The sequence below is a fragment of the Amycolatopsis sp. NPDC054798 genome, assembly GCF_053611505.1.
The window spans coordinates 103036-128068 of record NZ_JBSHAM010000011.1 but is presented as its reverse complement, the minus strand read 5'-3'; the positions used below and the strand labels follow the sequence as shown (position 1 = coordinate 128068).

Annotated in this window: 21 protein-coding genes; 10 read left to right on the top strand and 11 right to left on the bottom strand. The window is 69.1% G+C overall.

The genetic code is table 11. The features are described 5' to 3' along the window. The first annotated feature begins 28 nt into the window (after positions 1 to 28). Genes ACWGIC_RS10170 through ACWGIC_RS10160 form a run of 3 tightly spaced genes read left to right on the top strand, consistent with a single transcriptional unit; the run spans position 29 to position 2369 of the window. Positions 29 to 781 (top strand): YcnI family copper-binding membrane protein, encoded by a 753-nt coding sequence (locus tag ACWGIC_RS10170; protein ID WP_452075563.1) that lies wholly within the window; start codon positions 29 to 31, stop codon positions 779 to 781. Next, on the top strand, positions 781 to 1344 hold the full coding sequence (locus ACWGIC_RS10165; protein WP_452075562.1) for a copper resistance CopC family protein: 564 nt from the start codon (positions 781 to 783) through the stop codon (positions 1342 to 1344). Before ACWGIC_RS10170 ends, ACWGIC_RS10165 begins: the two co-directional genes overlap by 1 nt. Continuing rightward, positions 1341 to 2369: a copper resistance D family protein gene (locus ACWGIC_RS10160; RefSeq protein WP_452075561.1), complete on the top strand. Its 1029-nt coding sequence runs from the start codon at positions 1341 to 1343 to the stop codon at positions 2367 to 2369. The genes ACWGIC_RS10165 and ACWGIC_RS10160 overlap by 4 nt, the downstream gene beginning before the upstream one ends. A 171-nt stretch (positions 2370 to 2540) precedes the next feature. Here the strand turns inward: ACWGIC_RS10160 and ACWGIC_RS10155 are convergent, their stop codons facing one another. Together ACWGIC_RS10155 and ACWGIC_RS10150 are read right to left on the bottom strand one after the other, a co-directional pair. Further along, positions 2541 to 3431 (bottom strand): phosphotransferase enzyme family protein, encoded by an 891-nt coding sequence (locus tag ACWGIC_RS10155; protein WP_452075560.1) that lies wholly within the window; start codon positions 3429 to 3431, stop codon positions 2541 to 2543. A gap of 17 nt (positions 3432 to 3448) precedes the next feature. Further along, the gene (locus ACWGIC_RS10150) at positions 3449 to 4756 is read right to left on the bottom strand and encodes a tetratricopeptide repeat protein (protein ID WP_452075559.1); all 1308 of its coding nucleotides are present in this window, start codon (positions 4754 to 4756) and stop codon (positions 3449 to 3451) included. Positions 4757 to 5176: 420 nt separating this feature from the next. Here ACWGIC_RS10150 and ACWGIC_RS10145 point away from each other — a divergent pair, with 420 nt between their 5' ends. The 3 genes from ACWGIC_RS10145 (at position 5177) to ACWGIC_RS10135 (ending at position 11730) form a co-directional block, all read left to right on the top strand. Next, the gene (locus ACWGIC_RS10145) at positions 5177 to 5536 is read left to right on the top strand and encodes a hypothetical protein (RefSeq protein WP_116205318.1); all 360 of its coding nucleotides are present in this window, start codon (positions 5177 to 5179) and stop codon (positions 5534 to 5536) included. A gap of 14 nt (positions 5537 to 5550) precedes the next feature. Beyond that, positions 5551 to 5973 carry a hypothetical protein gene (locus ACWGIC_RS10140; protein ID WP_037806884.1) on the top strand — a complete coding sequence of 141 codons (423 nt, stop codon included), beginning with the start codon at positions 5551 to 5553 and terminating at the stop codon, positions 5971 to 5973. A gap of 567 nt (positions 5974 to 6540) precedes the next feature. Next, positions 6541 to 11730 (top strand): RHS repeat-associated core domain-containing protein, encoded by a 5190-nt coding sequence (locus ACWGIC_RS10135; protein ID WP_452075558.1) that lies wholly within the window; start codon positions 6541 to 6543, stop codon positions 11728 to 11730. Positions 11731 to 11775: 45 nt separating this feature from the next. Here ACWGIC_RS10135 and ACWGIC_RS10130 read toward each other — a convergent pair whose 3' ends face one another. The 4 genes from ACWGIC_RS10130 to ACWGIC_RS10115 are packed head-to-tail and all read right to left on the bottom strand — an operon-like array spanning position 11776 to position 15272. Further along, positions 11776 to 12192: a carboxymuconolactone decarboxylase family protein gene (locus ACWGIC_RS10130; protein WP_452075557.1), complete on the bottom strand. Its 417-nt coding sequence runs from the start codon at positions 12190 to 12192 to the stop codon at positions 11776 to 11778. Beyond that, the gene (locus ACWGIC_RS10125) at positions 12189 to 12653 is read right to left on the bottom strand and encodes a MerR family transcriptional regulator (protein ID WP_452075556.1); all 465 of its coding nucleotides are present in this window, start codon (positions 12651 to 12653) and stop codon (positions 12189 to 12191) included. Before ACWGIC_RS10125 ends, ACWGIC_RS10130 begins: the two co-directional genes overlap by 4 nt. Before the next feature lie 41 nt (positions 12654 to 12694). Continuing rightward, on the bottom strand, positions 12695 to 13957 hold the full coding sequence (locus ACWGIC_RS10120; protein ID WP_452075555.1) for an MFS transporter: 1263 nt from the start codon (positions 13955 to 13957) through the stop codon (positions 12695 to 12697). Beyond that, positions 13950 to 15272: a GH1 family beta-glucosidase gene (locus tag ACWGIC_RS10115; protein WP_452075554.1), complete on the bottom strand. Its 1323-nt coding sequence runs from the start codon at positions 15270 to 15272 to the stop codon at positions 13950 to 13952. Before ACWGIC_RS10115 ends, ACWGIC_RS10120 begins: the two co-directional genes overlap by 8 nt. A 114-nt stretch (positions 15273 to 15386) precedes the next feature. On the opposite strand from ACWGIC_RS10115, the gene ACWGIC_RS10110 reads away from it, so the two are divergent. After that, the gene (locus ACWGIC_RS10110) at positions 15387 to 16046 is read left to right on the top strand and encodes a TetR family transcriptional regulator (protein WP_452075553.1); all 660 of its coding nucleotides are present in this window, start codon (positions 15387 to 15389) and stop codon (positions 16044 to 16046) included. 319 nt (positions 16047 to 16365) lie between these two features. Here the strand turns inward: ACWGIC_RS10110 and ACWGIC_RS10105 are convergent, their stop codons facing one another. After that, positions 16366 to 17553, bottom strand: a complete 1188-nt coding sequence (locus tag ACWGIC_RS10105; RefSeq protein ID WP_452075552.1) for an amino acid deaminase/aldolase — start codon at positions 17551 to 17553, stop codon at positions 16366 to 16368. Positions 17554 to 17652: 99 nt separating this feature from the next. On the opposite strand from ACWGIC_RS10105, the gene ACWGIC_RS10100 reads away from it, so the two are divergent. Continuing rightward, complete coding sequence (locus ACWGIC_RS10100; protein ID WP_452075551.1) at positions 17653 to 18954, top strand: D-arabinono-1,4-lactone oxidase; 1302 nt, start codon at positions 17653 to 17655, stop codon at positions 18952 to 18954. Here ACWGIC_RS10100 and ACWGIC_RS10095 read toward each other — a convergent pair whose 3' ends face one another. From ACWGIC_RS10095 to ACWGIC_RS10085, 3 genes are read right to left on the bottom strand one after another with little or no spacing between them, the layout of a single operon-like run. Next, on the bottom strand, positions 18955 to 19899 hold the full coding sequence (locus ACWGIC_RS10095; protein WP_452075550.1) for a ribose-phosphate diphosphokinase: 945 nt from the start codon (positions 19897 to 19899) through the stop codon (positions 18955 to 18957). After that, the gene (locus ACWGIC_RS10090; protein ID WP_452075549.1) at positions 19899 to 20549 is read right to left on the bottom strand and encodes an SDR family oxidoreductase; all 651 of its coding nucleotides are present in this window, start codon (positions 20547 to 20549) and stop codon (positions 19899 to 19901) included. The genes ACWGIC_RS10095 and ACWGIC_RS10090 overlap by 1 nt, the downstream gene beginning before the upstream one ends. Positions 20550 to 20590: 41 nt before the next feature. Next, a complete protein-coding gene (locus ACWGIC_RS10085) occupies positions 20591 to 21244 on the bottom strand; it encodes a hypothetical protein (RefSeq protein ID WP_452075548.1) in 654 nt (217 codons plus the stop codon). 419 nt (positions 21245 to 21663) lie between these two features. Here ACWGIC_RS10085 and ACWGIC_RS10080 point away from each other — a divergent pair, with 419 nt between their 5' ends. Further along, positions 21664 to 22734: an HpcH/HpaI aldolase/citrate lyase family protein gene (locus ACWGIC_RS10080; RefSeq protein WP_452075547.1), complete on the top strand. Its 1071-nt coding sequence runs from the start codon at positions 21664 to 21666 to the stop codon at positions 22732 to 22734. Further along, positions 22731 to 23591 (top strand): HpcH/HpaI aldolase/citrate lyase family protein, encoded by an 861-nt coding sequence (locus ACWGIC_RS10075; protein WP_452075546.1) that lies wholly within the window; start codon positions 22731 to 22733, stop codon positions 23589 to 23591. Before ACWGIC_RS10080 ends, ACWGIC_RS10075 begins: the two co-directional genes overlap by 4 nt. 42 nt (positions 23592 to 23633) lie before the next feature. Here ACWGIC_RS10075 and ACWGIC_RS10070 read toward each other — a convergent pair whose 3' ends face one another. Continuing rightward, positions 23634 to 25031, bottom strand: coding sequence for an acyl-CoA synthetase (locus tag ACWGIC_RS10070; protein ID WP_452075545.1), 1398 nt, complete (start codon positions 25029 to 25031; stop codon positions 23634 to 23636). Between the last annotated feature and the right edge of the window lie 2 nt (positions 25032 to 25033).

The window sequence follows — 25033 nt, the reverse complement described above, 5'->3', positions numbered from 1 at the left end:
GCCGGCCCTTCCCTGTTCAGGAGCATTTGTGTCCCACCATGTCTTCCGTCGCGCCGGCGTGCTCGCCGCGACCGTCGCCGCCACCGGTCTCCTCGGCGCCGGCATCGCGTCCGCGCACGTGACCGCCAACGTCTACGGCGAACAGCCCGCCAAGGGCGGTTACGGCACGATCTTCTTCCGCGTCCCGAACGAGGACGCGAAGCTCGGCACCGTCAAGGTCGAGATCGACGTCAAACCGGACTACGGCATCGGCAACATCCGCACCAAGCCGATCCCCGGCTGGACCGCCGAGGTCACCAAGTCGAAGCTGCCGCAGCCGGTGACCACCGCGTCCGGCACGAAGATCACCGAGGCGGTCACGAAGATCGTCTGGACCGCGCAGCCGGGCACGAAGATCGGAGCCACCGAATTCCAGGAGTTCCAGATCAGCGGCGGCCCGCTGCCGTCCAATGTGGACCAGCTTGAGTTCCCGGCCGTCCAGACGTACGAGGGCGGCAAAGTGGTGGACTGGAACCAGCCCACCCCGCCCAGCGGCGAGGAGCCGGAGCACCCTGCGCCGGCGATCAAGCTCGCCGCCGAATCCTCGGAGCACGGCGGCGGCCACGCCCAGACCACGGCCGCCGAAGACAAGAACGCGGAAGCCGCGGCGGCGTCGGACAACACGGCGCGCTGGCTCGGCGGGGCCGGCCTCGTGGTCGGCGCGCTCGGGCTCGGCGTCGGCGCGGGCGCGGTGCTGCGTTCCCGTCGCCCCGCCACCGGAAAGACCGAAGGAAGCAAGTAATGCGGAAAGCGCTTCTCGCGCTGGCGATTTCCGGGGTGGCCCTGCTCGGCACGGCCACCCCGGCGCTGGCGCACAACGTGCTGATCAACTCCGATCCGGCCAACGGCGCGTCCGTCGCCAAGGGCCCGGAGAAGATCACCCTGACGTTCGACCAGTACGTGCAGAACGCCGACGTCAACCAGATCGCGGTGACCGGACCGGACAACACCCAGTGGGCCGAGGGTCCAGTGACGGTGGAGAACAACGTGCTCAGCGCGCCGCTGCGGCCGCTCGGCCCGGCGGGCAAGTACACCGTCGGCTATCGCGTGCTCTCCGCCGACGGGCACCCGGTGTCCGGGGAGATCCCGTTCACCCTCACCACCGCGGGCACCGGCACCCCGGCCACGGGCGACGCGGCCAAGGCGGCCGGGGCTCCCGCCCAGTCGTCCCCGGCGGAGGCCTCGTCGTCGAGCGGCGTGCCGATCTGGGTGTGGATCGCCGGCGCCGTCGTCCTGCTCGCGATCGGCCTCACCGTCGCGCTGCGCACCGGCCGCGACCCCGGATCGGACAAGGCGGACCAATGACGCGAGCCGAGACCACCTCCGCCGTCCGCTGGGCCACGCTCGCCTGCGTGGTCGTGGCGGGACTGCTGGGCGCGCTGATCGGCATCGCGCTCACCGCGTCCTCGCCCGTTCCGGGCGTGGTGGAACCCAGCGAGGTGGTCTCGGCGGCCATCCCGATCGTGCGAGTGCTGCTGGATCTGGCGGCGGTCGCGACGATCGGGCTGGCCCTGTTGTCCGTGCTGGTCGGGTACGACCGGCCGAAGCTCACCGAACCGGTCATGCGCCGGGCCCGTCCCGCCGCCGTCGCCGCCGCGCTGATCTGGGCGGCGACCGCGGTGGTCGCGCTGATCCTGCAGACCGCGGAGTACAAACCGGGCAACCGGATGCTGACCGCGGGCGATATCGGCAGCTACATCGCCGACGTCGGCGCGGGCAAGGCGCTGGTGATCGTGGCGGTGCTCGCGCTGCTGCACGCCGCGCTCGGATTCGTGGCGCTGCGCAAGGGCGAGAAGGTGCCCGCCGAGGTGCGAGTGGGCCTCGGCATGTTCGCGCTGCTGCCGTTGCCGGTCACCGGCCACGCGTCGAACTGGGCCTACCACGACTACACGATGATCTCGATGGAACTGCACGTCATGAGCGCGGTCGCCTGGTGCGGCGGCCTCGGCGCGATGATCGTGCTCCTCGCCGCCAACCGGACGCTGCTCGCGCACGCGCTGCCGAGGTTTTCGAAACTGGCGACGCTGTGCCTGGCGCTGTCGGCGGTGACCGGTCTGTTCAACGGCGTCGTGGAAATCCTGGCCAACCCGACGATCGGCTTCTGGGCAGGCGTCTTCACCACGCCGTACGGCCAGCTCATGGTGCTGAAGGCGCTGTGCACCGGCGCGATCGCGGTGCTGGCCGCCAACTTGCGGTGGCGGCTGATGCCGCGCATCGTGCGACATCAGCGGACGGCGCTCGCGTCGTGGGCCACGCTGGAACTGACCGTGATGGGTCTCGCTTTCGGGTTCGCGGTGGTGCTGACCCGAGCCCCGGTCGCGGTGTCCTGACCGGTCGAAGTGACGGCGGGTAGCCGCAACTTGCACAATGGGACTAGCAGTACGCTAAGTGGGGCGACCACCCGGACCGAATTATCGCTGCGCAGCGATACCTCGTCAGCCATCGACGGGAAAGCGGCGAACGGTCATCTGCAGTCGGCGAATGCACGTGCAGAATCCCGCTCAACGGTATCTCGTCCACGCGGTGGCCGTCCGGCCAGCACGCAGATCCGCTAGCCGGCGGCGCAATTCGGCCCGTACCGGCGGATGACTGCGCAGGATCGGCAGCACGCTCGTCGTCAGCTTCAGCTCCCGCACCGCCCGGAGCACCGAAAACCCTGGCCAGGACGTCACGTCGAACCCATACGCCGCGGCGAACTCCGCATACCGGCCAGGCGGGTCCCCGAACCGTTCGCGGCCGACGGCGAGCGGCGTCAGATCCCATTCCGGCGGGCCGACGCAGGAGGAATCGAAATCGCACAGCACCGGACCGTCCGGGCCGGGCAGCACGTTTCCCGGATGCGCGTCGCCGTGCACGAATCCCCTGGCCAGCGGGAATTCCAGGGTGTCAAGCCGGTCCCGCACCTCGGCGCAGCGCTCCAGCAGGAACCGCCGGTCGGCCGCGGCGAGTTCCTCGGCGTCGGCGACCCGGGCCTCGATCGAGCGCAGCGGCTCCCATTCGGGCAGACCGTCCGGCGGCGGCAGCGCGTGCACCTGACGCAGCAGTCCGGCCAGGTCGGCCGGGGTCGGCGGCGGGCCGGCGAACGGGACCAGATCCCAGACGGTGACCAGATGTCCTTGCACGTCAAGCGGTTGCTCGACCCCGGCCAGCAGCCGGACCGCGGGCACGTCGTGCCGGGCGAAATGCTCGGCGACGCGCACGACCGTGCCGACGCGGTGGCGCAGTCTGGTGGAGCCGACGATCCGGACGACGACCGGTGCGCCGTTCAGCGCGAAGACCGCGTTGTTGGTGAACCGCAGCAGCCGCGCGCCCGCCGGGTCGAGGCCGAGCCGGGCGCACGTGAGGGCCAGCACCCGGCGCAGTTTCGCAGGGGTGAACCTGCCTTCGGGCAAGGCGGATCCGGTCGGGCTCAGGCCGCGTAGAAGATCTTGAGCCGGTCGGCGAGGTCGCGGGCGTCGGGGTTGTTGCGCCGCCGTTCGGCCTCCGCCTGCAGCGGCCGCATCCGGTCCTTGACTCGGGCGGATTTGATGCTCTCCGCGCAATCGATGGCCTTGCCGCCGATCTTCACGCCATGGTCGATATCGCCCTCGAGCAGGTGATTCGTGGCGAGCGCGCTGAGCATGAACGCCTTGCTGCGCGCCATGTCGTCGGTGTAGGAGTCGACCGCCCGGCTCAGCGCCGGGATCGCGTACTTCGTGTGCTCGGGGTTCTTCATCGCCAGCACGGTGTGCACGGTGCCGGTCATCGCGTAGACGTCGGTCTCGTTGAAGAATTTGACCCACGATTCGGCCGAGGCCAAGTCGGCGCGCGCGAATTCGTCCTTGCACCGGCCGAGCAGCTTCACCGACTGCTCCTCGTTGCCCATCATCGCGTAGGCCCACGCCTCGTTGGCGCAGAGCACGGCGACCGCCAGCTCGGAACCGGATTCCTGCGCGGCGATCTGGCCGAGCTGGAACAGTTTGAGCGCGTCGTTCGCAGCGTCCTGGTGCAGGTAAACGCGGCCCATCCGGTACAGCACGTTCGCCACCAGATGGTGGTCGCCGCCCTGTTTGGCCAGGTCGAGCGCCTGCGCGAAATGGCCGCGGGCGGAATCCATCAGACCGGTGTCGAACGACGTCCAGCCCGCGAGGCTGTGCAGGTCGGCGATCGCGGTGTACAGCCGGTTCTTCACCTGCTCGACCGCGCTGGAGTCGAGCATCTGCTGGCCCCAGGACAGCTGGGCCACGACCGCGTCGCGGCAGAAACCGCCGCCGTACTGGTAATCGAGCGCGCGCAACGCCCTGGTCGCCGCCTCCACCTGGCGCACGTCGGTCGTCCCGATGCGCCCGGGGGCGGGAGTGCGCGCGGGCGCCTCCGACCACGTGCCGGATTCCGGACCGAACACCGCCGCACCCATCGTGACCTGGGCGGCGTGCGCGAGGAACCTCCGTCGCTTCACGGACTCGTCCTCCTCAGCCTGCCGGCCGTCGGACGCGCCGACGACCCGTATCGCCGTGGTCTCGTCATAGGCGAGACCCATGTATCCACGGGGGACACCCAGGCCGTCGGCGATTCTCGTGAGCACGTCGTAGGCCATGACCTGGCGACCCTTGAGGATCTCCGACACCTCGGACTGCGACTGGCCGGTCATCGCGGCGATCTGGCGCTGCGATACTCCGTGTTTGCGCAACAGCCGGTACACGGCACTGACTTCGCGGGCGGCGAGCGCCTCCCGCATTTCGGGCTGTTCCCAGGCATCGGCCGGAACCGGATTGCCTGACCGGGTGTCTGCGTTAGAGACTCCGGAACCACTGCCAGCACTGGCATCCATTGCCATTGCGCCCCCTCACCGTCTCCTGGGCGTCTGATCAGCACCCTAAGCACACGCGAGAACCTTGTGAAACGCGCGGACGCACGGGTTGATCGGCAGGGCCGAACTCCGCTGACCGCTTACCGTGGAACGCGGTCCGGTCACCGCTATGACGCGGTTTCGACCTTCTCTCGCACCCGGTTTCACTTCACTGTAGTTGCCAGATCTCCGTCACCGCCCGGACACCCGCGGCGATCACGGAGAGCGATGGACCCGACGACACAGATCTGCCGGCCCGGATGCATCCCGCAAGGTGCACCGGCCGGGACGAGAAAGCGTGGAGGGACAGTGGAGTTCGTGGATTCGCTCGGTGGAGGACAAGCCGGGACCGCGGTGCGGTCCGTCCGGCCCGCCGCACCGGGAATCGCCACGGCGCGTCCGGTGCCGCCTACTGTCGCTTCCGCCGTCGCCGCTTCGGTGTCCGCCGACCCGCGCACCGCGGGCGTGCGGCATTTCGAGGGCGGCCAGGTCGTGTGGCGCGTGCAGTGCGGAGATCTCATCAGCCGCGAGCGCGCTGTCACGGTGTTCGTCGAGGACGACGAGGTCGTCGTGGTTTCCCCTCCCGGGGAGACCGCCCGCCTCACGTCCGGTCAGCTCGGCCAGCTCCGGGCCGCGCTCAACGAAGCCGCCACTATGGCGGAAAGGTGACGGTGAGTTTCTCCATGGATCAGGTTCTCGGCCAGGTTCTCCGCAACGCCGTATGGGAGCGCCTCGACATGCTGTCCGACCTGGCGGAACGCGCCGACGCCCCGTCGCTGGTCTCGGTCGCCCGCTCGGAATTGCCCCGCCTCGCCGAAGGCTGGCGCGCGATGCTGCAGGCGCACGAGCCCGACGAGCGCGGCGATTGCCCCACCTGCTCGACGCGCTGGCACCGCTGCAAGGCCCCGTGTTCGGTGTGGCAGGTGGCGCACGAACACCTGGTCGCCGGCGGTCTCGCCCCGCAGGCGCTGTCCGCGGCCGGACACCGCCCGGCCCGCCGCCGCGCCGCGGTGCCCGCCGTCCCCGGCCAGAACCGGCGAGCCGAATCGCCCGCGGAGACCACCGGCAGGCACGCACTGGTGAAGCCGCGCCCGGTCAGCGCCTGACTCCTCGGGTGGGGTGCCTCCGGGCGGAGCACCCCACCCGGGCCCGACTGGCGAGCGCGCGACCGGCCGGAAGCCCCAACCGGCCAGGTCGTCCGGCATCCTCGCCCGGCCGAGGGCTGGTCCGTCCGTCCCCCCGAGCGAGACGGACCGCCCTCGGCCACCCCCTAGCCCCCAACGCGATTAATCGAAAAATATCCGGTAGAACACCTAGCGGACGCAGTAATCGGACGCTAGGTTGAAGATCATCGCGCTGGTTGGCAAGCCGCCAGTCGCGACCCAGAACTCCGCGGGCCGGTGCCGTTGCACTCCCCTCCCCCGACCGGCACCGGCCCGCGGTTCCACTTCCCGAAACCCGCCGATTCTTTCGGCGGGTTTCGGTGTTTGTGCCGCTGATCACCGCTTACGCGACGCACACGGGTGCACTGGCGAGGTAATTCCGCGCAGCACCACCGCAACCGCCGCGAACCTGTCGGTAACCTGCCAAGGGGGGCCGTGCGTTCGAATTCGGCTGCGCGCCCAGGTGAGTGAGTTGAGCGCGGAGAAGGGCCGGGTATGTCGAATCCATTGGTGGCTGAAAAGAAGGACTCGACCTCGGCGATCTCCGGCATCTCGATCCTCGAGGCCGGAAAGGGCCTGAAGGAGGGCATCGAGTCCGGCGACTGGGCGGCGACCGTGATGGGCGCGGTCGGGGTCGGCATGGAAGCCCTCGCCGCGGTGATGGACCCGTTCGGCGCGATCCTCGCCGCGGGCGTCGGCTGGCTGATCGAGCACGTCGGCCCGCTCAAGGAGGCGCTGGACAAACTGGCCGGGGACCCGGACCAGGTCCACGCCTACTCCGAGACCTGGAAGAACATCTCCAAAGAGGTCGGCTCCGTCGCGCAGGATCTCGCCGCACAGGTCAAAAAGGACATCGAGTCCTGGGAGGGCGGCAGCGCCGACGCCTACCGCAAACAGGCCGAGGAGGTCGCCAAAACCCTCGAGGGCGCCGCGCAGGCGTGCGAGGGCGCGGGCAGCGGGGTGAAGACTGCGGGAGAGGTCGTCGGCGCGGTGCGGATGCTCGTGCGCGACATCATCGCCCAGGTCGTGGCGCACCTGATCTCGTGGGCGCTGCAGGTGCTGTTCACCCTCGGCATCGGCATGGCCTGGGTGGTGCCGCAGGTGGTCAACCTGGTGGCCAAGACCGCCAAGCAGATCGCCGAACTGGTCAAGAACCTGACCAAGGCGCTCAAGGAACTCGGCAAACTGCTCACCAAGGCGCGCGGCCTGTTCGACGACGTCGCCAAGTCGATGAAGAGCATCAAGTCGGGCGGCAAGGACGCCGGGCACTCGCCGAAGGACATCAAGACGGGCGGCGGTTCCACCAAACCCTCCGGCGCGAAGGACACCCCGAACGAAAAGGGCGGCGGCGGTGGCGGCGAGAAACCGCCGCCGGTCAAGGACGAATCCACCAACACCTCCGGTGCCCACGACGGGCCGCCGGAAAACAAAGGCGGCGCGAACCACGAGCCGCCCCCGCGCGAACCCGCGAAGGACGAGACGCCGAGCAACGGCGAATCCGGTGGCGGAGCGGGCAAAAACGACCGCGGCGGGAACGAGCGGTCCACTCCGGAAAAGGACAAGACCGAGGCGTCCAACGCGAAGAACGAGGGCGACGGCGATCCGCCCTGCCTGACCGACCCGGTCGTCATCTCCAGCGGCGAGGTGCTGGTCGAGGACTACGACCTCGAACTGCCGGAAGTGCTGGTGCGGCGGACGCATCGCTCGTCCTACCGTTCCGGGCGCTGGTTCGGCCCGACCTGGGCGTCCACTGTGGACCAACGGCTGGAGTCCGGCGACGAATACCTCCGGTTTTACGGGCCGGAGGGCGTCATCCTCTACTACCCGAAGCCCGCTGGGGACGAGCCGGTGCTGCCGATCGAGGGTGCGCGCTGGCCGCTGACCCGGAACGCCGACGGCAGCTGCACCATCGAGCAGGTGCGCCCGGACCGGACCATGCGGTTTTCCGGCGAGGGCAAGACTTTGCGGCTGCGTTCGATCGAGGACGCCGACGGCGCGCGGACCGAACTGTCCTATGCGGACTCCGGCGCGCCGGAGCTGCTCACGCATTCCAGCGGCATCCGGGTCGGCTTCCGCACCGACGGGCACCGCGTCACCGAACTGCGGATGATCGGCGCCGGCCCGGCTCCGGACGTCGTCGTGCGCAGCTATCGCTACAACTACCAAGGCCATCTTTCCGAGGTCGTCAACTCCTCGGGAACGGCGATGCGCTACACCTACGACCCCGACGGCAGGGTCACGAGCTGGGAAGACCGCAACGGGGTTTCCTACCGCTACGTCTACGACGCCGAAGGCCGCTGCGTGCGCACCGAGGGCGACCAAGGCTTCTACAGCGGCGCTTTCGAATTCAACCCCGCGGCCCGCATCACCCGGTTCACCGATTCACTCGGCCACGTCTCGGAATACGAGTACAACCTGGAGGGCCGCCCGGTCCGGGAGACCGATCCGCTGGGCAACGTGACGCTGTCCGAATGGGACCGCTACGGCAATCTGCTCCGCCGGGTCGACCCGCTCGGCCGGGTCACCGAGTACACCTACGCCGACGACGGCACGCCGCTCACCATCGCGCGTCCCGACGGCAGCCTCGCCGAGCTGGAGCACGACGGCACCGAGCTGGCCTCGATCACGGTGCACGGCAACGGACGGACCTGGCAGCGCCGGTACGACCGGCCCGCGGGGCCGGAGCCGATCGGCTTTCCGGGCGAAGCCGAGGTCTCCGACGAGGAGCTGGACCAATTCGGCAGGCCGCGCACGGCGCCCGAGGTCGGCGGCGGAAGCGTGCAACTGGGCTGGACGGTCGACGGCAAACCCGCCTCGCGCGTCGGGGTGCGCCGCGAGCGCGCGATGTGGCGGTACGACCGCGAGGGCAACGAGATCGAGCACGTCGACGAACTCGGCCGGGCGACCCGGCGCGAATACGGCCCGTTCGACGTGGTCACCGCGGTCATCGACCCCTCCGGCGCGCGCACCAGCTACACCTACGACACCGAGCTTCGGCTGACGTCGGTGACCGATCCGCTGAACCGCACCTGGACCTACACCTACGACCCGCTCGGCAGGCTGGTCGCGCAAACCGATTTCGACGGCCGGACCCGGACCTACGCCTACGACGCGGCCGGACAGACCATCCGGGTCACCGAGCCGGACGGTTCGGTGACCGAGAACGAGTACGACCTGCTCGGCAACCGGGTCGAGGTCCGCACCCCGCACCGCACCGTCCGCTACGCCTACGATCCGGTCGGCAACGTCGTTCGGGTGGAGTCCGCGGACTCGGTGGTGGAGTTCGACCGCGACCTGTACGGCCGGGTCGTCCGCGAGGCGATCGACGGCGTCGAGGTGCACTTCGCCTACGACGAGCAGGCACAGACCATCCGCCGCCGCACCCCGTCCGGCGCGGAGAGCGTGTGGGCCTTCGACGAGGAGGACCGGCCGGTCTCGCTGACCACCGCGGGACACACCGTGCGCTATCGGCTGGACGACGACGGCCGCGTGCTCGCCCGCGACACCGACGGCATCAGCACCCTTCAGCAGGCCTTCGGCCCTCGCGGACTGGTCACCGCGCAACAGGTTTCCCGTGGAACAACTCCGGTGCAGCGGCGCGGCCTCGAGTACTACGCGGACGGCAGTCTCGCCGCGGTGCAGGACAGCCTGTCCGGGAAGACCGTCTACACGCGGGACCCGGCCGGGCGTGTGGTCGCGGTGGCCTCCCCGGCGGGCACGGAAGAGCTGCGCTACAACCCGGCCGGCGAACTGACCGCCTGGTCGGGCAGTTCCGGGCTGTCGTCGGACTACGACGCCCTCGGCCGCCGGATCCGGCACCGCGAGGTGCATCCGGGCGGCGTGCGGGTGTGGGAGTACTCCTGGACCGGCGATCTGCTGACCGGTCTGCGCACGCCGGACGGTGCGCAATGGCGCTACCGGTACGACCCGCTCGGCCGCCGGATCGCCAAGGAGCGGCTGCTGGCCGACGGCTCCGTCGCGGAATCGACCCGGTTCGTGTGGGACGGTTTCGTGCTCATCGAACAGGAGCACACCGACCCGGCCGGAGTGCGCCGGACGACCACCTGGGAACGCAGGCCGGGCAGCGACGAGCCGGTCACCCAACTCGAACGCGGCCCCGGCGGCGACCGGTTCGCGTCGGTGGTCACCGACGCCATCGGCACGCCGACCGAACTGATCGACGAGCACGGCGGACTCGCCTGGAGTGCGCGCCGTTCGCTGTGGGGCCGGGTCCAGCCCGGCGGAATCCCGCTGCAGTTCCCCGGCCAGTACGCCGACGCCGAATCCGGCTTGCACTACAACGTGTTCCGCTATTACGACCCGGCCGTCGCGCGCTACATCAGCCAGGACCCGCTCGGGCTGGAAGGCGGGCCGAACCCGAGCAACTACGTTCCCGACCCGTTCGCCGCCACCGACGTGCTCGGTCTCAAATGCGGCGACAAGGGCAAAGGCAAGGACACCGACCCGCCGCCCGCGGACTCCACGGCCAAGCACAACGCCGACAACGGCGGCGGGAGCACCAGTTCCTCCTCGACCGGCAAGGGCAAGGGCAAGGCCGACAACAAGCGCAAGCGCGACAAGGACGACGACGGCTCCAGCGGCTCCGACGGCAAGTCGGACGCGAAGAAAAAGAAGGACGACGTCTGGGACCGGATGGCGTGGAACTCAGACGCCAAGAACGCGCGCAAGAACCAGACCGGTGACAAAAACGATCCGTTCCACAAGGCCGGTTCCGATGTGGCGCAACGGCACATCATCTCGTTCCAGAAAATGCGCGACGGCCTGAAGAACTGGGTGCACGAGCAGCCGGTCGAGAAACAAAGCGCGCTGACCAAGAAGTACGGCGAGGAAGAGCTGCCGAAGCTGCACAACCAGCCCAAGAACCTGCCGCTCGGCCCGCAGCACACCAACGCCGGGATCGGCGGCGTCTCGACCCGGATCGGCAACATCGAGGACGGGATCGCGGGCAAGCTCAAGGTCGGCAAGAACGACAACATCAAGACCGAGAACCCGAAGTGGCCGAGCGACTCCTTGGACAAGAGCGGCGGCTACAAGCACAAGGACCACCCGGATCTCGACAAGAACTGGCGTCCGATCGGCCAGCAGGCGGACCGCATCACCGATCCCAAGGAGATGAACCGGGCCACCCGGGACATCGGCGACAGCGCGGACTTCGACTGGCCCGGCGGAAACAAGAAAGAATTCGAGCAGTGGCACAAGTCCTTCCTCGAATTCACCGATCTCAAGGAAAACCCGAAGAACTACACGCAGAAAGACGTGGACGGCATCATCGACCGCTTCCACAATCTGCCCTCGCCGTCCGGGCGGCATCCGACGATCGACGAGTACAACAAGGCCCCGGACGGCCACCCGCACCGGTTCGACGACCAGGGCAAGCCGGTCGACATCAACACTGACCCGCACAAGGACTGGAAGCGCCCGGACAAGCCTCTCGACGGCAACGATATGCGCACCGAATGGGGCAACCGGAACGAGCAGGGCGTCGGGCCGACCAAGAAGGACTGGGACGACCTCGAAAACGGGAAGTACGACCCGAAGGAGTGGAGCGACCCCGAGAAGAAGAAGTATCTGGACGAGGTCGGCGAGCCCAGCAAACAGGACATCAAGGACGCCGCCGCGGAGGCGAAAGCCAAGTCCGAAAAGATGGCGGAAGACGCGAGGAAGAACCGGGGCTGGTGACCACGGAAGCCCGGTGCGGTCTGACCGCGCCGGGCTCCGCGGACGTCAGGCGGTTTCCTCCGCGTCGCGGGCGGCGAACACCTCGCGTGCGGCGAAGGTGGCGTTCAGCGCTCGCGGGAATCCCGCGTACACTGCCGAGTGCATCAGCGCCTCAGTGACTTCCTCGCGGCTGAGCCCGACGTTCAGCGCCGCGCCGATGTGCACCTTCAGCTGCGGTTCGCAGCCGCCGAGCGCGGTCAGCACGCCGAGGGTGACCAGCTGGCGGCTGCGCGGGTCGAGGCCGGGCCGGTCGTACATGTCGCCGAAGGCGAACGCGGCCACGTGGTGCCCGAGCGCGGGATTGATGTCGGCGAGGGAATCGATGACGGCTTCGCCCTGGTGACCGTCGATGCGGGACAGCACCTCGAGCCCGTGCTTGCGGCGGGCGAGGTTTTCCGGGCTGTCGATGTCGTACTGGTTCACGGCCGGGGGCCTTCCTGGTAAGTGGCGATCTTGTATTCGGTGGCGGCGAGGGAAAGCTGCAGCTGGGCGATCTGTGCGCGCAGGGTGTCGCGATGCTCCAGGAGCATTTCGACCCGCTCGGGCACGGTGTCCGCGCCGGACTCGATCAGCTCGACGTAACGGCGCAGGTCGCTGATCGGCATGCCCGACGTGCGCATCCGGGTCAGGAACACGAGACGGCGCACCGACGCCGCGTCGTAGACCCGATGCCCGGCACTGTCGCGGGCGACCTGGACCAGCCCGATCCGCTCGTAGTACCGCAGCGTGTGCGGGTTCAGCCCGAGGTGTTCCGCCGTGGTGGCGATGTCCCACTCGGTCGCGTCGTCGTCGCGGGCCAATTCCCGCAGCGCCTCGACCGACACCCCGCCCGGCGGGTCGACCGCAAGCCGTAGCGCCTCGATCAGCGCGTCTTCCTTCTCCATGCCGAAGACGCTAAGCCTGTGAGCGCGCTCAAACGCAAGCCCTAACCCACCGACCGCACCCGGGTCACCAGAATCCCGGCCAGCAACGTCGCCGCCGCGGACGCCGCGAACAGCCCCGGATAGCCGCCCAGCCACTGCAGGATCAGCGTCGTGAGCAGCGGCGCGACCACCTGCGGCAGGGAGTTCGCGATGTTGACCACGCCGAGGTCCTTGGCCCGGTTCTGCGCCGCGGGCAGCACCTGGGTCAGCATCGCCAGCGCCACCGCCATGTACGTCCCGAACCCGATCCCCAGCAACGGCGACGCCACCAGCGCCACCGGCCACGACTGCCAGATCACCAGCAGCAGCGCAGCCAACGCCATGATCGCCGCCGAGCCGAGGACGTACGGCTTGCGCTTGCCGGACTTGTCCGAGAAATGCCCGGCCAGCACCGCGCCGATCACCAAAGCCACGCCGTACAGGCCCATCATGATCAGCAGCCCGCTGTCCGGATCCGGGTAATGCACCGCGTCCTTGAGGAAGAACAGCAGGTAGAGCGTGCCGAACGCGTTGCCGAGGTTGATCATGAAGTGGCAGCCCCACGCCCACGCGAAGTCCGGATGCCGCCGCGGCGAGACCCACAGGTCGGCGAGGATTTCGCGGAACCGGCCGCTCGGCCGGAACTCCACCGGAAGCCGCGCGTCCGGCGTGCGCAGCACGAACGCCGCCGCGCCGGCGAGGACGATCGCGGCGCAGACCGCGTAACCGAGCGGCAGTCCGGCGAGGTCGAGCATCACCACGACGACCACCGCGCCGAGCACGGTGCCGAGCATCTGCGCGATGCCGACCAGCCCGCCCACCTGCGCGCGCTGCCCGACCGGAACCCGGTCGGCGATGCCGGACATCAGCGTCGCGAGCATGCCGTTGAGCCCGGCCTGCACGAGGCACCAGCCGATCGTCATCACGACGACGTTCGGGGCCTCGGCCAGCACCAGCAGCCCGGCCGCGCCGATCGCGCCGCCCGCGATCGTCCACGGATGCCGCCTGCCGAAGCGCGAGCAGGTGCGGTCCGAGAGCAGGCCGATCGCCGGGTTCGCGACGAGCGCGACAGCCGCGCCGATGCCGGTCACGATGCCGAACACGGCTTCCTTGTGCGCGGCGTCGAGCAGTTCGGCCTGCTGCGGCAACAGAACCTGAATCGGGGCGTAAATCCCCAGCCACAGCGCGATATTCGCGAGGAACAGCAGCGTCATCCACCCGGCGCGGACGCGCTTGACCGGCTCGGCGAAGACGTCCGGGACGGCAGCGGCGGCGGTGTCACTCATGGCGAACCAGCTTCCGGTACCAGGAGAAGGATTCCTTGGGCGTACGGCGTTGCGTCTCGTAATCCACGTGCACGAGCCCGAACCGCGGCGCGTAGCCCTTGGACCATTCGAAGTTGTCCAGCAGCGACCAGACGAAGTATCCGCGTACATCCACGCCCGCATCCATCGCTTCGCGCAGCGCTCGCAGGTGGCTGGCGAGGAAATCGATGCGCTCGGGGTCGGGCACAGTGCCGTCCGCGGCCGGTTCGTCGGCGAAACTGCAGCCGTTCTCGGTGATCTGGATCGGCGGCAGGTGCTCGCGGTAGCGCTCGTGGAAGGACACCAGCAGTTCGCGCAACGCCTGCGGGACGATCGGCGAATCGTTGGTGGTCATCGGATAACCCTCGATCGGGCGCAGTTCGAACGGCAGCGGGTTGCCCTCGCCGGGAGCCGTGACGCCTTGGGGTTCGTAGTAGTTGACGCCGTAGAAGTCGAGCGGCTGCGCGATGGTGGCCAGGTCGTCGGCGAAGTTCTCCGGCAGGTGCGGATGGACCTGCTCGGGGTAGCTGCCGAGCAGCATCGGGTCGGCGAAGGTGCGGTTGATCAGCGCGTCGAGCCATTCCGCGGCCGCGCGGTCGGCGGGGGTGTCGTGGCCGGGCCAGATCGGCGAGTGGTTGTTCGCGGTGCCGATGCCGGTCGCGCCCGCCGCGCGCAGCGCCTGCACGGCCAGGCCGTGCGCGAGATTCTGGTGATGCGCGGTCGGGAGCGCGTCGAGCAGCAGGAACTGGCCGGGTGCGTACTCGCCGATGCCGTAACCGTAGATCGACATGACCATCGGCTCGTTGAGCGGAATCCAGAGTTTCGCCCGATCGGCGAAATGCTCCCCCACGATCGTGGCGTATTCGGCGAAGCGGAAAGCGGTGTCGCGCGAACGCCAGCCGCCCTTGTCCTCGATCGCCTGCGGCGTGTCCCAGTGGTACAGCGTGATCGCCGGGGCGATTCCGGCCGCGCAGACCTCGTCGATCAGCTTGTCGTAGAAGGCGAGTCCCTCCGCATTGGGCTTGCCGGTGCCGTCCGGCTGGATCCGCGGCCACGCGATCGACATCCGGTAGGCGCCGACGCCGAGTTCCGCCATCAGGGCGATGTCCTCGGAGTAGCGGTGGTAGTGGTCGGCCGCTACCTTGGCGTCCTCGCCCCGGGCGATCTTGCCTTCGGCGGCGGTGAACGTGTCCCAGATGGACGGTCCGCGACCGCCTTCGGCTGTCGCCCCCTCGATCTGGAACGCCGAGGTCGAGACACCCCACAGGAAGCCGGGAGGGAAGGTCGGATGGTCCACGCTGAGCACCCCAAGCTTTCGGCCACCCTCACGGGTGAACGTGAAAAGTTCTCATATGCTAGGCCGTCACTCTTCTCGGGGGAAGCCCCCGGGGACGCTAAAGTCCCAGATCAGATGAGTGAATCGCGAGAGACTCCGAGGAACGACGTGGCCGAGACTCAGGCTGAACCCACGCCGCTGCGGCGAAAGCCGGTTCAGCAACGCAGCGCCCGGCGGGTGGAACAGATGCTCGACGCGAGCGCCGTGCTCATCGACGAGCTGGGCTACGACGCGCTCACCACCACGCTGATCGCCAAACGGGCGGGCGTCGCGGTCGGGTCGCTGTACCAGTTCTTCCCGGACAAACGCGCGGTCGTGCAGGCGCTGACGCAGCGGAACCTGGAACGGTTCGTCGCCGCGGTGAACGAGCGGCTGCAGCAGCTCAGCCCCGAGCACTGGTGGAACATCGTCGACTCGGTGCTGGACATCTACCTGCAGATGCACCGCGAGGTCCCGGGGTTCTCGAAGGTCCACTTCGGAGACGTCATCGACGTCCGGCTGCTGGCCGAGGACCGCGACAACAACTCGGTCATCGCGGATTCGCTGGTCGAAATCCTGCGCGGGCACGTCGACCGGCCCGCCGACGAACTCCGCTTCGCCATCGCGATCGCCAACGAGACGGCGGACGCGCTGCTGAAGCTCGCCTTCCGCCGCGACCCGAACGGGGACGAGCGGATCGTCGCCGAGGCCAAGCACGTGGTGAAGGGTTATCTGGCAAGCAAATTCGGGGACTGAGCCGGTCGACGCCACGCTACCGGGCGCGCCCCAGTGAGGTTTTCTCAGTAGTCGTCGTGCGCAGCTCTCCGGCGGGGGCACGCAGCATCGTCCGGGTTTGTGGCGGGTGGCGTGGCTGAGAGGTCCGTGAGGGCCTCCTTGAGGGAATCAGATTCCCTCAAGGAGGCCCTCACGGACGTTGGAGTCGTGGCTGGCCGGGCACCGCACCCGCCTACTGAGAAAACCCCAATGTGGCATTGGGTGCATCTGACGCACCGAATGCCACATTGGGTGCGTGACATGCACCCAATGTGGCATTGGGGCGTTCGGTGGGCCGGGCTCAGCCGAAGTTCTGCCCCTCGCCGCGGTAAGTCGGGACCGTCCGCTCCACCTGGCTGCCGCGGACGAGGTGGTAGGCCAGGAACCGTTCGGCCAGTTCCCCGGCTTTCGCGTGCCGCAGCCAGACCCGGTCGCCCAGCCGGAGGGTGCGCGCGGCCTCGCCGGTCACCGGCGTCTGCACCTCTCCGGCACCCTCGAAACCCAGCAGCCGCAAGCCTTCCGGCAGGTACGGCGACGGTTCGCGCGACGGACCAGTCGGGCCGGAGGCGATGTAACCGCCGGAGTACAGCGTCGCGACGTTCTTGGCCGGGCGGCGCACTACCGGCAGCGCGAACAGGGCCGCCGGACGCGGCTGGAAGTGCGAATAGCCGTCGAACAGCGTCGGCGCGAGGAAACCGGAACCGGCGGCGATCTCGGTGACCACGTCCTCCGCGCCGGTGGTTTCGATGCTTCCGGTGCCGCCGCCGTTGACGAACTCCAGGTCGGCGACCTCGCGCACGGCACGCACCGCCGCACCCCGGCGACGGGAGAGTTCGGCCGCGGAACGGCGTTGCATCCAGCCGATCACCCGGTTCTGCAGGCCTTTCCCGGCGGCGTCGCCGAGTCCGGCGATCTGGCCTTCGTACGCCATCATCCCGACCAGCTGGAAGCCCGGCCGGGTCACGATCCGGCGCGCGACCGAGACCGCCTGTCCCGGCGTGAACACCGGCGAGCGCCGGGTGCCGACGTGGACGCCGGGCAGCGGACGCCAGGACGCGTCGAGTTCCAGGCACACCCGGATGTCCGGGTGGCCATGGCCGAGCGCGGCGTCGACGAGGTCTAGGTGCTCGGTCGAATCGACCATGATCGTGATCGCCGCGCGGGCGCGTTCGCTCGCGGCCAGCCGGCGGAGCGCGTCGTGGTCGGCGGTCGGGTACGCGACCACGATGTCGGAGGAAGTGCCCAGCTCAGCGTGCCAAACGGCCTCGGCGAGCGAGTAGCACATCAAACCCTCGAAGCCGTCTCGCGCGAGCGCTCGCTCCAGCAGCGCACGGCAGCGCACGGACTTGCTGACCACCCGGATCGGCTTGCCCGCGGCCCGGCGCAGCAGGTCGTCGGCGTTGGCGTCGAAGGCGTCCAGGTCGACGATCGCGAGCGGCGGATCCAGGTCCTTCGTCGCGAGGTCGTACCCGTGCGCAGTGGTGGTCACGCACTTACGGTACGACAACAAAGCTTGAAACGCGAATACTATTCACTTACGGTTTCGGCATCTATCGTGGGAACCTTCCAGCGAAGAACAGGTGCCGCAATGACGTGGAGCAACTGGGCCGGAACGGCCAAGGCCACCCCGCAACGGGTGCACCGGCCGCGCAGCGCGGCCGAGCTCGCCGAGGTCGTGCGCGGGGTCTCCGAGGCTGGGCACCGCGTTCGCGCGTGGGGCAGCGGGCATTCGTTCACCGCGATCGCCGCCGCCGATTCCGACGCGCTCGACCTCACCGCGTGGACCGGCCTCGAACGCGCCGACCTCGAAACGCAGCAGGTCACGGTCCGTTCCGGCACCACTCTGCGCACCCTCAACGCCGCACTCGACGCGCTCGGGCTCGCCATGACGAACCTCGGCGACATCGACGCACAGACCATCGCTGGCGCGATTTCCACTGGCACGCACGGCACCGGTGCGCGCTTCGGCGGAATCTCGACCCAGATCGTCGCGCTGGAATTGGTGCTCGCCGACGGTTCCGTGGTCCGCTGTTCGGCCGACGAACGTCCGGAGCTGTTCCACGCCGCGCGGGTCGGCCTTGGCGCGCTGGGCGTCATCAGCACTGTGACCCTCCAATGTGAACCGTCCTTTGTGCTCTCCGCGCAGGAACGGCCGGAGCCGCTGGAGCAGGTCCTCGAAGGCTTCGACGACAACGCGGCGAACAACGACCACTTCGAGTTCTACTGGTTTCCCTACGGCAGCAAGGCGTTGGTGAAGCGCAACAACCGCCTGCCGCTGGACGCCGAGCGGAAACCGTTGTCCCGCCTGCGGCAGTTCGTGGACTACGAACTCACCGAGAACGTCGCGTTCGGCGGGCTCTGCCGGCTCGGCCGTGCGGTGCCGAAGCTGGTGCGGCCGCTCGGCGCGTTCGCTTCGCAGGTGTCGTCGCCTCGGGAGTACAGCGATCTTTCGCACCGCGTTTTCGTGACCCATCGCGGCGTGCGGTTCGTGGAGTCGGAGTACGCGGTCCCGCGCGAATCGGTGCTCGACGTGCTGGCCGAACTGCGCGGCGTGGTGCCGCGGCTGAAAGACCCGGTCTCGTTCCCGGTCGAGGTGCGGGTGGCCGCGGCGGACGACATCTGGCTGTCCACCGCGAACGGCCGCGATTCCGCGTATATCGCGATCCACCAGTTCCTCGGCATGCCTTACCGCGAGTACTTCGCCACGTTCGAAGCCGTCGTCGGCCAGGTCGGCGGGCGGCCGCACTGGGGCAAGATGCACGACCTCGACGCGTCCGTGCTGCGCACCCGCTACCCGCGTTTCGACGATTTCCTGCGGATCCGCAAGGAATGCGACCCGGCCGGGACGTTCACGAACACCTATCTCGACCGGGTCCTCGGGACCGTCTGATCAGTTCGGTTCGAACAGCGAACTGACCGACTCTCCATTGTGGATTCGCCGCATCGCCTCGGCCAGCGCCGGGGCGATGGACAGGATCCGCAGTTTCTCCGTGCGTTCCTCGGCGGGCACCGGCACGGTGTTCGTGCAGACGATTTCCAGCACGTCCTCCTGGCCGCCGATCCGCTTGAGCGCACCGTCGGCGAACAGCCCGTGCGTGCACGCCACCCGGATCGACCGCGCCCCCATCTCGCGCAGCCGGTCCAGCAGTTCCAGCACCGTGCTGCCGCGCGCGATCTCGTCGTCCAGCACGATAATGTCGCGGCCCGCGATCTCGCCGATCACCGAAGTGATCTCGACGCGATCGTCGGCGAAGCGCTGTTTCGCGCCAGCCGCCACCTTCGCGCCGAGCAGCCGGGCGAAATGCGCGGCTTCCTTGGCGTTGCCCAAATCCGGCGACACGACGGTGGTTTCCGAGAGGTCGTACTGCCGGAAGTACCGCGCCAGCTCGTGCAGCGCGTGCAGATGGTCGACCGGCACGCTGAAGAACCCGTGCACCTGCGGCGAGTGCAGCGTCATGGTGAGCACGCGGTTCGCGCCCGCGGTCACCATCAAGTCCGCGACCAGCCTGCCCCCGATGGAGATCCGCGGCGCGTCCTTTTTGTCCGAGCGCGCGTACGAGTAGTGCGGCATGACTACCGTGGTGCGCGCGGCCGAGGCACCGCGGGCCGCGTCGAGCATCAGCAGCAGCTCGACCAGGTTTTCCTGCACCGGTTTGACCAGCGGCTGGATCAGGAAGACGTCCCGCTCCCGGCAGTTGGCCTGGAGCTGGACCTGCAGGCAGTCGTTGGCGAACCGGTCGATCTGCACCGGAAGCAGCGGAACGCCCAGGTGGGCGCAGATTTCCTCGGCGAGTTCGGGATGCGCGCTGCCGCTGAAAACCGCGATGTCGCGCATCAGATCCGGGACAGCGCGTCGGCGATGGAATCGTCGCCGGAGACCAGTTCCAGCGTGCGCCGGGCCGTCGCCGGAGTGTCGAGCAGTGCCAGCAGCACCGCGGCGACGTCCTCGCGCGGGATCTCCCCGCTCTCGACCTTCTCCGCGATTTTCACCCGGCCGGTGCCGGAATCGTTGGTGAGGCGGCCGGGACGCAGGATCGTCCAGTCGAGGTCGCGGGCTTTGAGGTCCTCCTCGGCGGCGCGCTTGGCCCGCAGGTAGGCGGCGAAAACCGGGTCGAAGCCGGGGTCGTCCGCCTTGTCCGCGTTGATCGAACCGACCTGGATGAACCGGCGGACGCCAGCCCGCTGCGCGGCGTCGGCGAACAGTACTGCCGCGCCGCGGTCGACGGTGTCCTTGCGGCCCTCGCCGCTGCCCGGGCCCGCCCCGGCGGAGAACACCGCGGCGTCCGCGCCTTCGAGCACCTTGGCGACGGCGTCCACATCGGACTTTTCGAGGTCGAGCACGACGGTCTCGGCGCCTACCGCGGTGAGATCCGCTTCGTGATCAGGGTTGCGCACGATGCCGACCGGAGCGTCGTGCCGCTGCGCGAGCAGCTTTTCCAGGTGCAGGGCGATCTGGCCGTGTCCGCCAGCAATGACGACTCGCATGAGCCCGACTCTATCGCCGCGCGCGGCTCGACGCCGGTGCGTCAGTCCGCCTCGACGGGAACGGCTTCCTCGCGCAGCAGCAGGTCGTAGGCCATCTCGTTGACCCAGCGCGAAACCGGGTCCTCCTGCAGCAGCACCCGGTCGTGGTGGGTGTCGAGGTCGAGGTCGGTGGTGGCGTACGGGTCGGCGGTGACGACGGCGAGGCCGTAGGCGCGGGCGCGCGGCAGGCAGTTCGTCACGTAGTCATCCGTCAGCACGGCAGGCGATGGGAGCACCATCGCGGCCTCGCCGTAGCGCGAAAAGGGCACCGCGGAGGCCATCGCGGTCCGCCAGTGCCGGGCGACCGCGAGGACGCCGATGATCTCGGCGGCCGGCGCGGGTGCGGTCGCGGCCAGCTCTGGCCAGGTCCAGGTGTCGACGAGGGCGCGATCGGCGACGGGACCGACACCCATCGCGATCCGCTCCGCGTGCACGTCGGTCTTGAGCTTCGCGACGATGCTGACCTTGCGGCCGAGCAGGGTCGTCGCGGGCAGCACTACGCCGTTCCAGCCCAGCAGGGCCGCGGCCTTGCGCGCCAGCTCGTCGACGCTCGCGGGGAGCTCGATCGGCGGCAGCACCCGGCTCGCTGTCGTCCGGCTGCGCTTCGCACCGCCGGCGACCGTCGAGCGCTCGGTGTTCTGTGGGGTAGCCGCCACGAGTCCGCCTCCTTCAAGCACCTGTTCCCGCGTACCGGCGAAAACCGGTACATGAACTGAGTACCAGGGCAAAGGTGCGAGGTCTTCGGGTTACGTGACCACGTGCGATCGGCGGCGCTCAGCGGTCGGTGACCGGTCGGTAGGCGGTCATTCGACTTCAGCCCGACCGTGCGGCCAACCGAGTGAGACGGAGGTGAGTGGTGCGTACGGAGAGCGCCCCCTGGGTGTCTCGCCGCCTCGCGCGGGGCAGGGCAGGCGGCGCAGCGGCTTAGTCCGATCGGCCTAATCGACTCGGTTCCACGCTGGACTTCCGCTGGTCACCGGCGTCACCCGGATGGCGGGTGAGCTTCGCCGCAGCGGGGGTTCGGGTCTCCGGTTTAGGGTTACTCGTCGGTCAAGTACCCGCCGGGAGGACCAGGATGCGCTCGCCGAAGGACTTCTTCGCCCCGCTCGCCGTCGGAGCGCCGCAGCCGCCGAGGCAGATCCCGGTGCGGCCGTCCCGCATGATCCACTTTTTCGATCCGGGCAACGAAAAGATGGCCGCGAAGGTCCCGGACCTCGCGAAGAAGACCGACGTGCTGCTGGGGAACCTGGAGGACGCGGTCCGCGCCGACCGCAAGGAAGCCGCGCGAGCCGGGCTGGTGTCGATCGCCAAGGCGACCGATTTCGGCCGTACGCAGCTGTGGACGCGGGTGAACAGCCTCGATTCGCCGTGGGTGCTGGACGACCTGATCACCCTGGTCACCGAGATCGGCGACAAGCTCGACGTGATCATGATCCCGAAGGTCGAAGGCGCACAGGACATCCATTACGTCGACCGGTTGCTGGCGCAGCTGGAAGCGCGGGCCGGGCTGACTGAACCGCTGCTGGTGCACGCGATCCTGGAAACGGCGAGCGGCGTGGCGAACGTCGAGGAGATCGCCGGTGCTTCGCCGCGCATGCAGGGCATCTCGCTGGGCCCGGCCGACCTGGCCGCGAGCCGCCGGATGAAGACGACCCGCGTCGGCGGCGGCCACCCGGGTTATCTGGTGCGCACCGACCCGGTCGGCGAAGATCTCAACGAGGGCCGGTCGACGTATCAGCAGGACCTGTGGCATTACACGGTCGGGCGGATGGTCGACGCGTGTGCGATGAACGGCATCCTGCCGTATTACGGGCCGTTCGGTGACATCCGCGACGTGGTGGCGTGCGAGGACCAGTTCCGCAACGCGTTCCTCCTCGGCTGCGTCGGCGCGTGGAGCCTGCACCCGGTGCAGATCGACATCGCGAAGAAGGTTTTCTCGCCGTCCCCCGCCGATGTGGCCTGGGCCCGCCGCGTGATCGCCGAGATGGGCGACGGCACCGGCGCGGTGATGATCGACGGGAAAATGCAGGACGACGCCTCGGTCAAGCAGTGCCGGGTGGTCGTGGAACTGGCTGACGAACTGGCCGCGACCGACCCCGAACTGGCCGCCGCGTACGACGCCGCGACGAAGGAGATCCAGTCATGACCGAACTGCGCCCGCGGCGGTCCGTGCTCTATATGCCCGGTGCGAACGAACGCGCGCTGGAGAAGGCGAAGACCCTTCCGGCGGACGCGTTGATCCTGGACCTGGAAGACGCTGTCGCCCCGGATGCGAAGGAAGCCGCGCGGGAGCGGGTCTGCGCTGCTGTCGGTACTTATGGCTCGCGCGAAGTGACGATCCGGGTCAACGGCCTGGACACCGAATGGCACGACGCCGACCTGCGCGCCGCCGCTGCTGCCGGTCCCTCAGCGGTAGTGGTGCCGAAGGTGAACTCGGCGGCCGAGGTGCACAACATCGAGCGTGCGCTGGAACTTGGCGGAGCGCCGGACCACACGAAGATCTGGGCGATGGTGGAGACGCCGGTCGCGATGCTGCACGCGGAGGAGATCGCGGGGGCGTCGGAACGGTTGACCGTGCTGGTGATGGGCACGAACGACCTGGCCAAGGAACTGCACGCGGAGTTCGTCCCCGGACGGGGGCCGTTGCTGGGCGGGCTTTCGCTGTGCCTGCTGGCCGCCCGCGCGACCGGGAAGGTGATCCTGGACGGGGTCTACAACGACGTCAAGGACGCCGAAGGCTTCGAGGCGGAATGCGTGCAGGGGCGGCAGTACGGGTTCGACGGGAAGACGTTGATCCATCCTTCGCAGGTGGAGCCGTGCAACCGGGTCTTCGCGCCGTCGGAGGAGGAGATCGACCGGTCGCGGCGGATCATCGCGGCGTTCGAGGAGGCTTCGGCCGAGGGACGCGGTGTGGTGACGGTGGACGGGCGGATGATCGAGAACCTGCACGTGGAGAACGCGCGGCGGGTGCTGGCGTTGGCGGAGGCGATCGGGGCTCAGTAGCCCCGAGTGCGGCGGCGAACACCTCGCCGCCGCACTCGACGCTCACAGCAGGTTCTTCTGCACCTTCCCCATCGCGTTGCGCGGCAAGGATTCCAAGATCCGCACTTCACGCGGTCGCTTGTGGACGGACAAGGTCCCCGCCACGAAATCCGTCACCACGGTGCCGTCGAGGCCGTCTCCGACCACGTACGCGATGATCCGCTGTCCGAGATCGGCGTCGGGAACACCGACCACCGCCGCTTCCCGCACGCCGGGGTGGGCCAGCAACGCTTGCTCCACCTCCCCCGCGCCGATGCGGTAGCCGCCCGATTTGATCAGGTCGACCGACTCCCGGCCCACGATCCGGTGGAAGCCGCCCGCGTCGGCGACGGCGATGTCGCCGGTGCGGAACCAGCCGTCCTCGGTGAACGACTCCGCGGTCTTGCCCGGCAGACCCAGATACCCGTCGAAGAGCGTCGGGCCGCTCACCTGAAGCTGCCCGAGGCTCTCCCCGTCGCACGGGACCGGTCGTCCCCGGTCATCGCACAGTCGCGTTTGGACAGTGGGCAGCGGCAGGCCGACCCAGCCTGGCCGCCGCTCGCCGTCGTACCGGGTGCTGAGGGTGATCAACGTTTCGCTCATCCCGTACCGTTCGACGGGCGCGGCCCCGGTGAGTCCCGCCAGTTTCTCGAAGACCGGTTTGGGCAGCGGTGCGCTTCCCGACACGAGCAATCGCGCGGATCCCAGCGCCCGTGCGGCGGACGGCTCCGCACACACCCGGGACCACACGGTCGGGACTCCGAAGTACAGCGAGCCCCGCGCTTCCGCGTAAGCCGCGGGCTTCGGCCGGACGGTATGCGTGAGCGGTGAGCCGATGCGCAACGCTCCAAGGACACCCAGCACCAGGCCGTGGACGTGGAACAGCGGAAGCCCGTGCACCAAGGTGTCCTCGGCGGTCCAGGCCCACATCTCGCTCAACGCGTCCAAGCACGCGGCGATGGCCGAACGCGAGAGCACGACGCCCTTCGGCGCTCCGGTCGTGCCCGACGTGTAGACGATCAACGCCGTGCTTTCCGCGGCTGGTTCCGGATAGCTCGTCGCGGACCGCGCCGAGACATCGATCGGCACGACCGGGACTCCGACGTCGCCCGGCGCGTCGCCCAGCCAGACCTGGACCCCGGAGTCGGCCAGGACGTGCTTTCGCTCAGCCGGTCCCGAGTCCGGCGGGACCGGGACCGCAGGTACACCCGCGGTCAGGCAGCCCACCACGGCGACGATCGTCTCCAGGCTCGCGGTCGCGTTGACGGCGACGCGGCTGGCGCCGGCGATCCGGTCCGCGACCGCGGCGGCGGCACCGCGCAGTTCGTCGAGCGACATCGAGGAGTCGCCGACCCGGACGAACGGGCCGTCCGCGGAGCCGGTCGCCAAGGCGGTCAGCAGGGGCTGATTGGTGTCCTTCACTG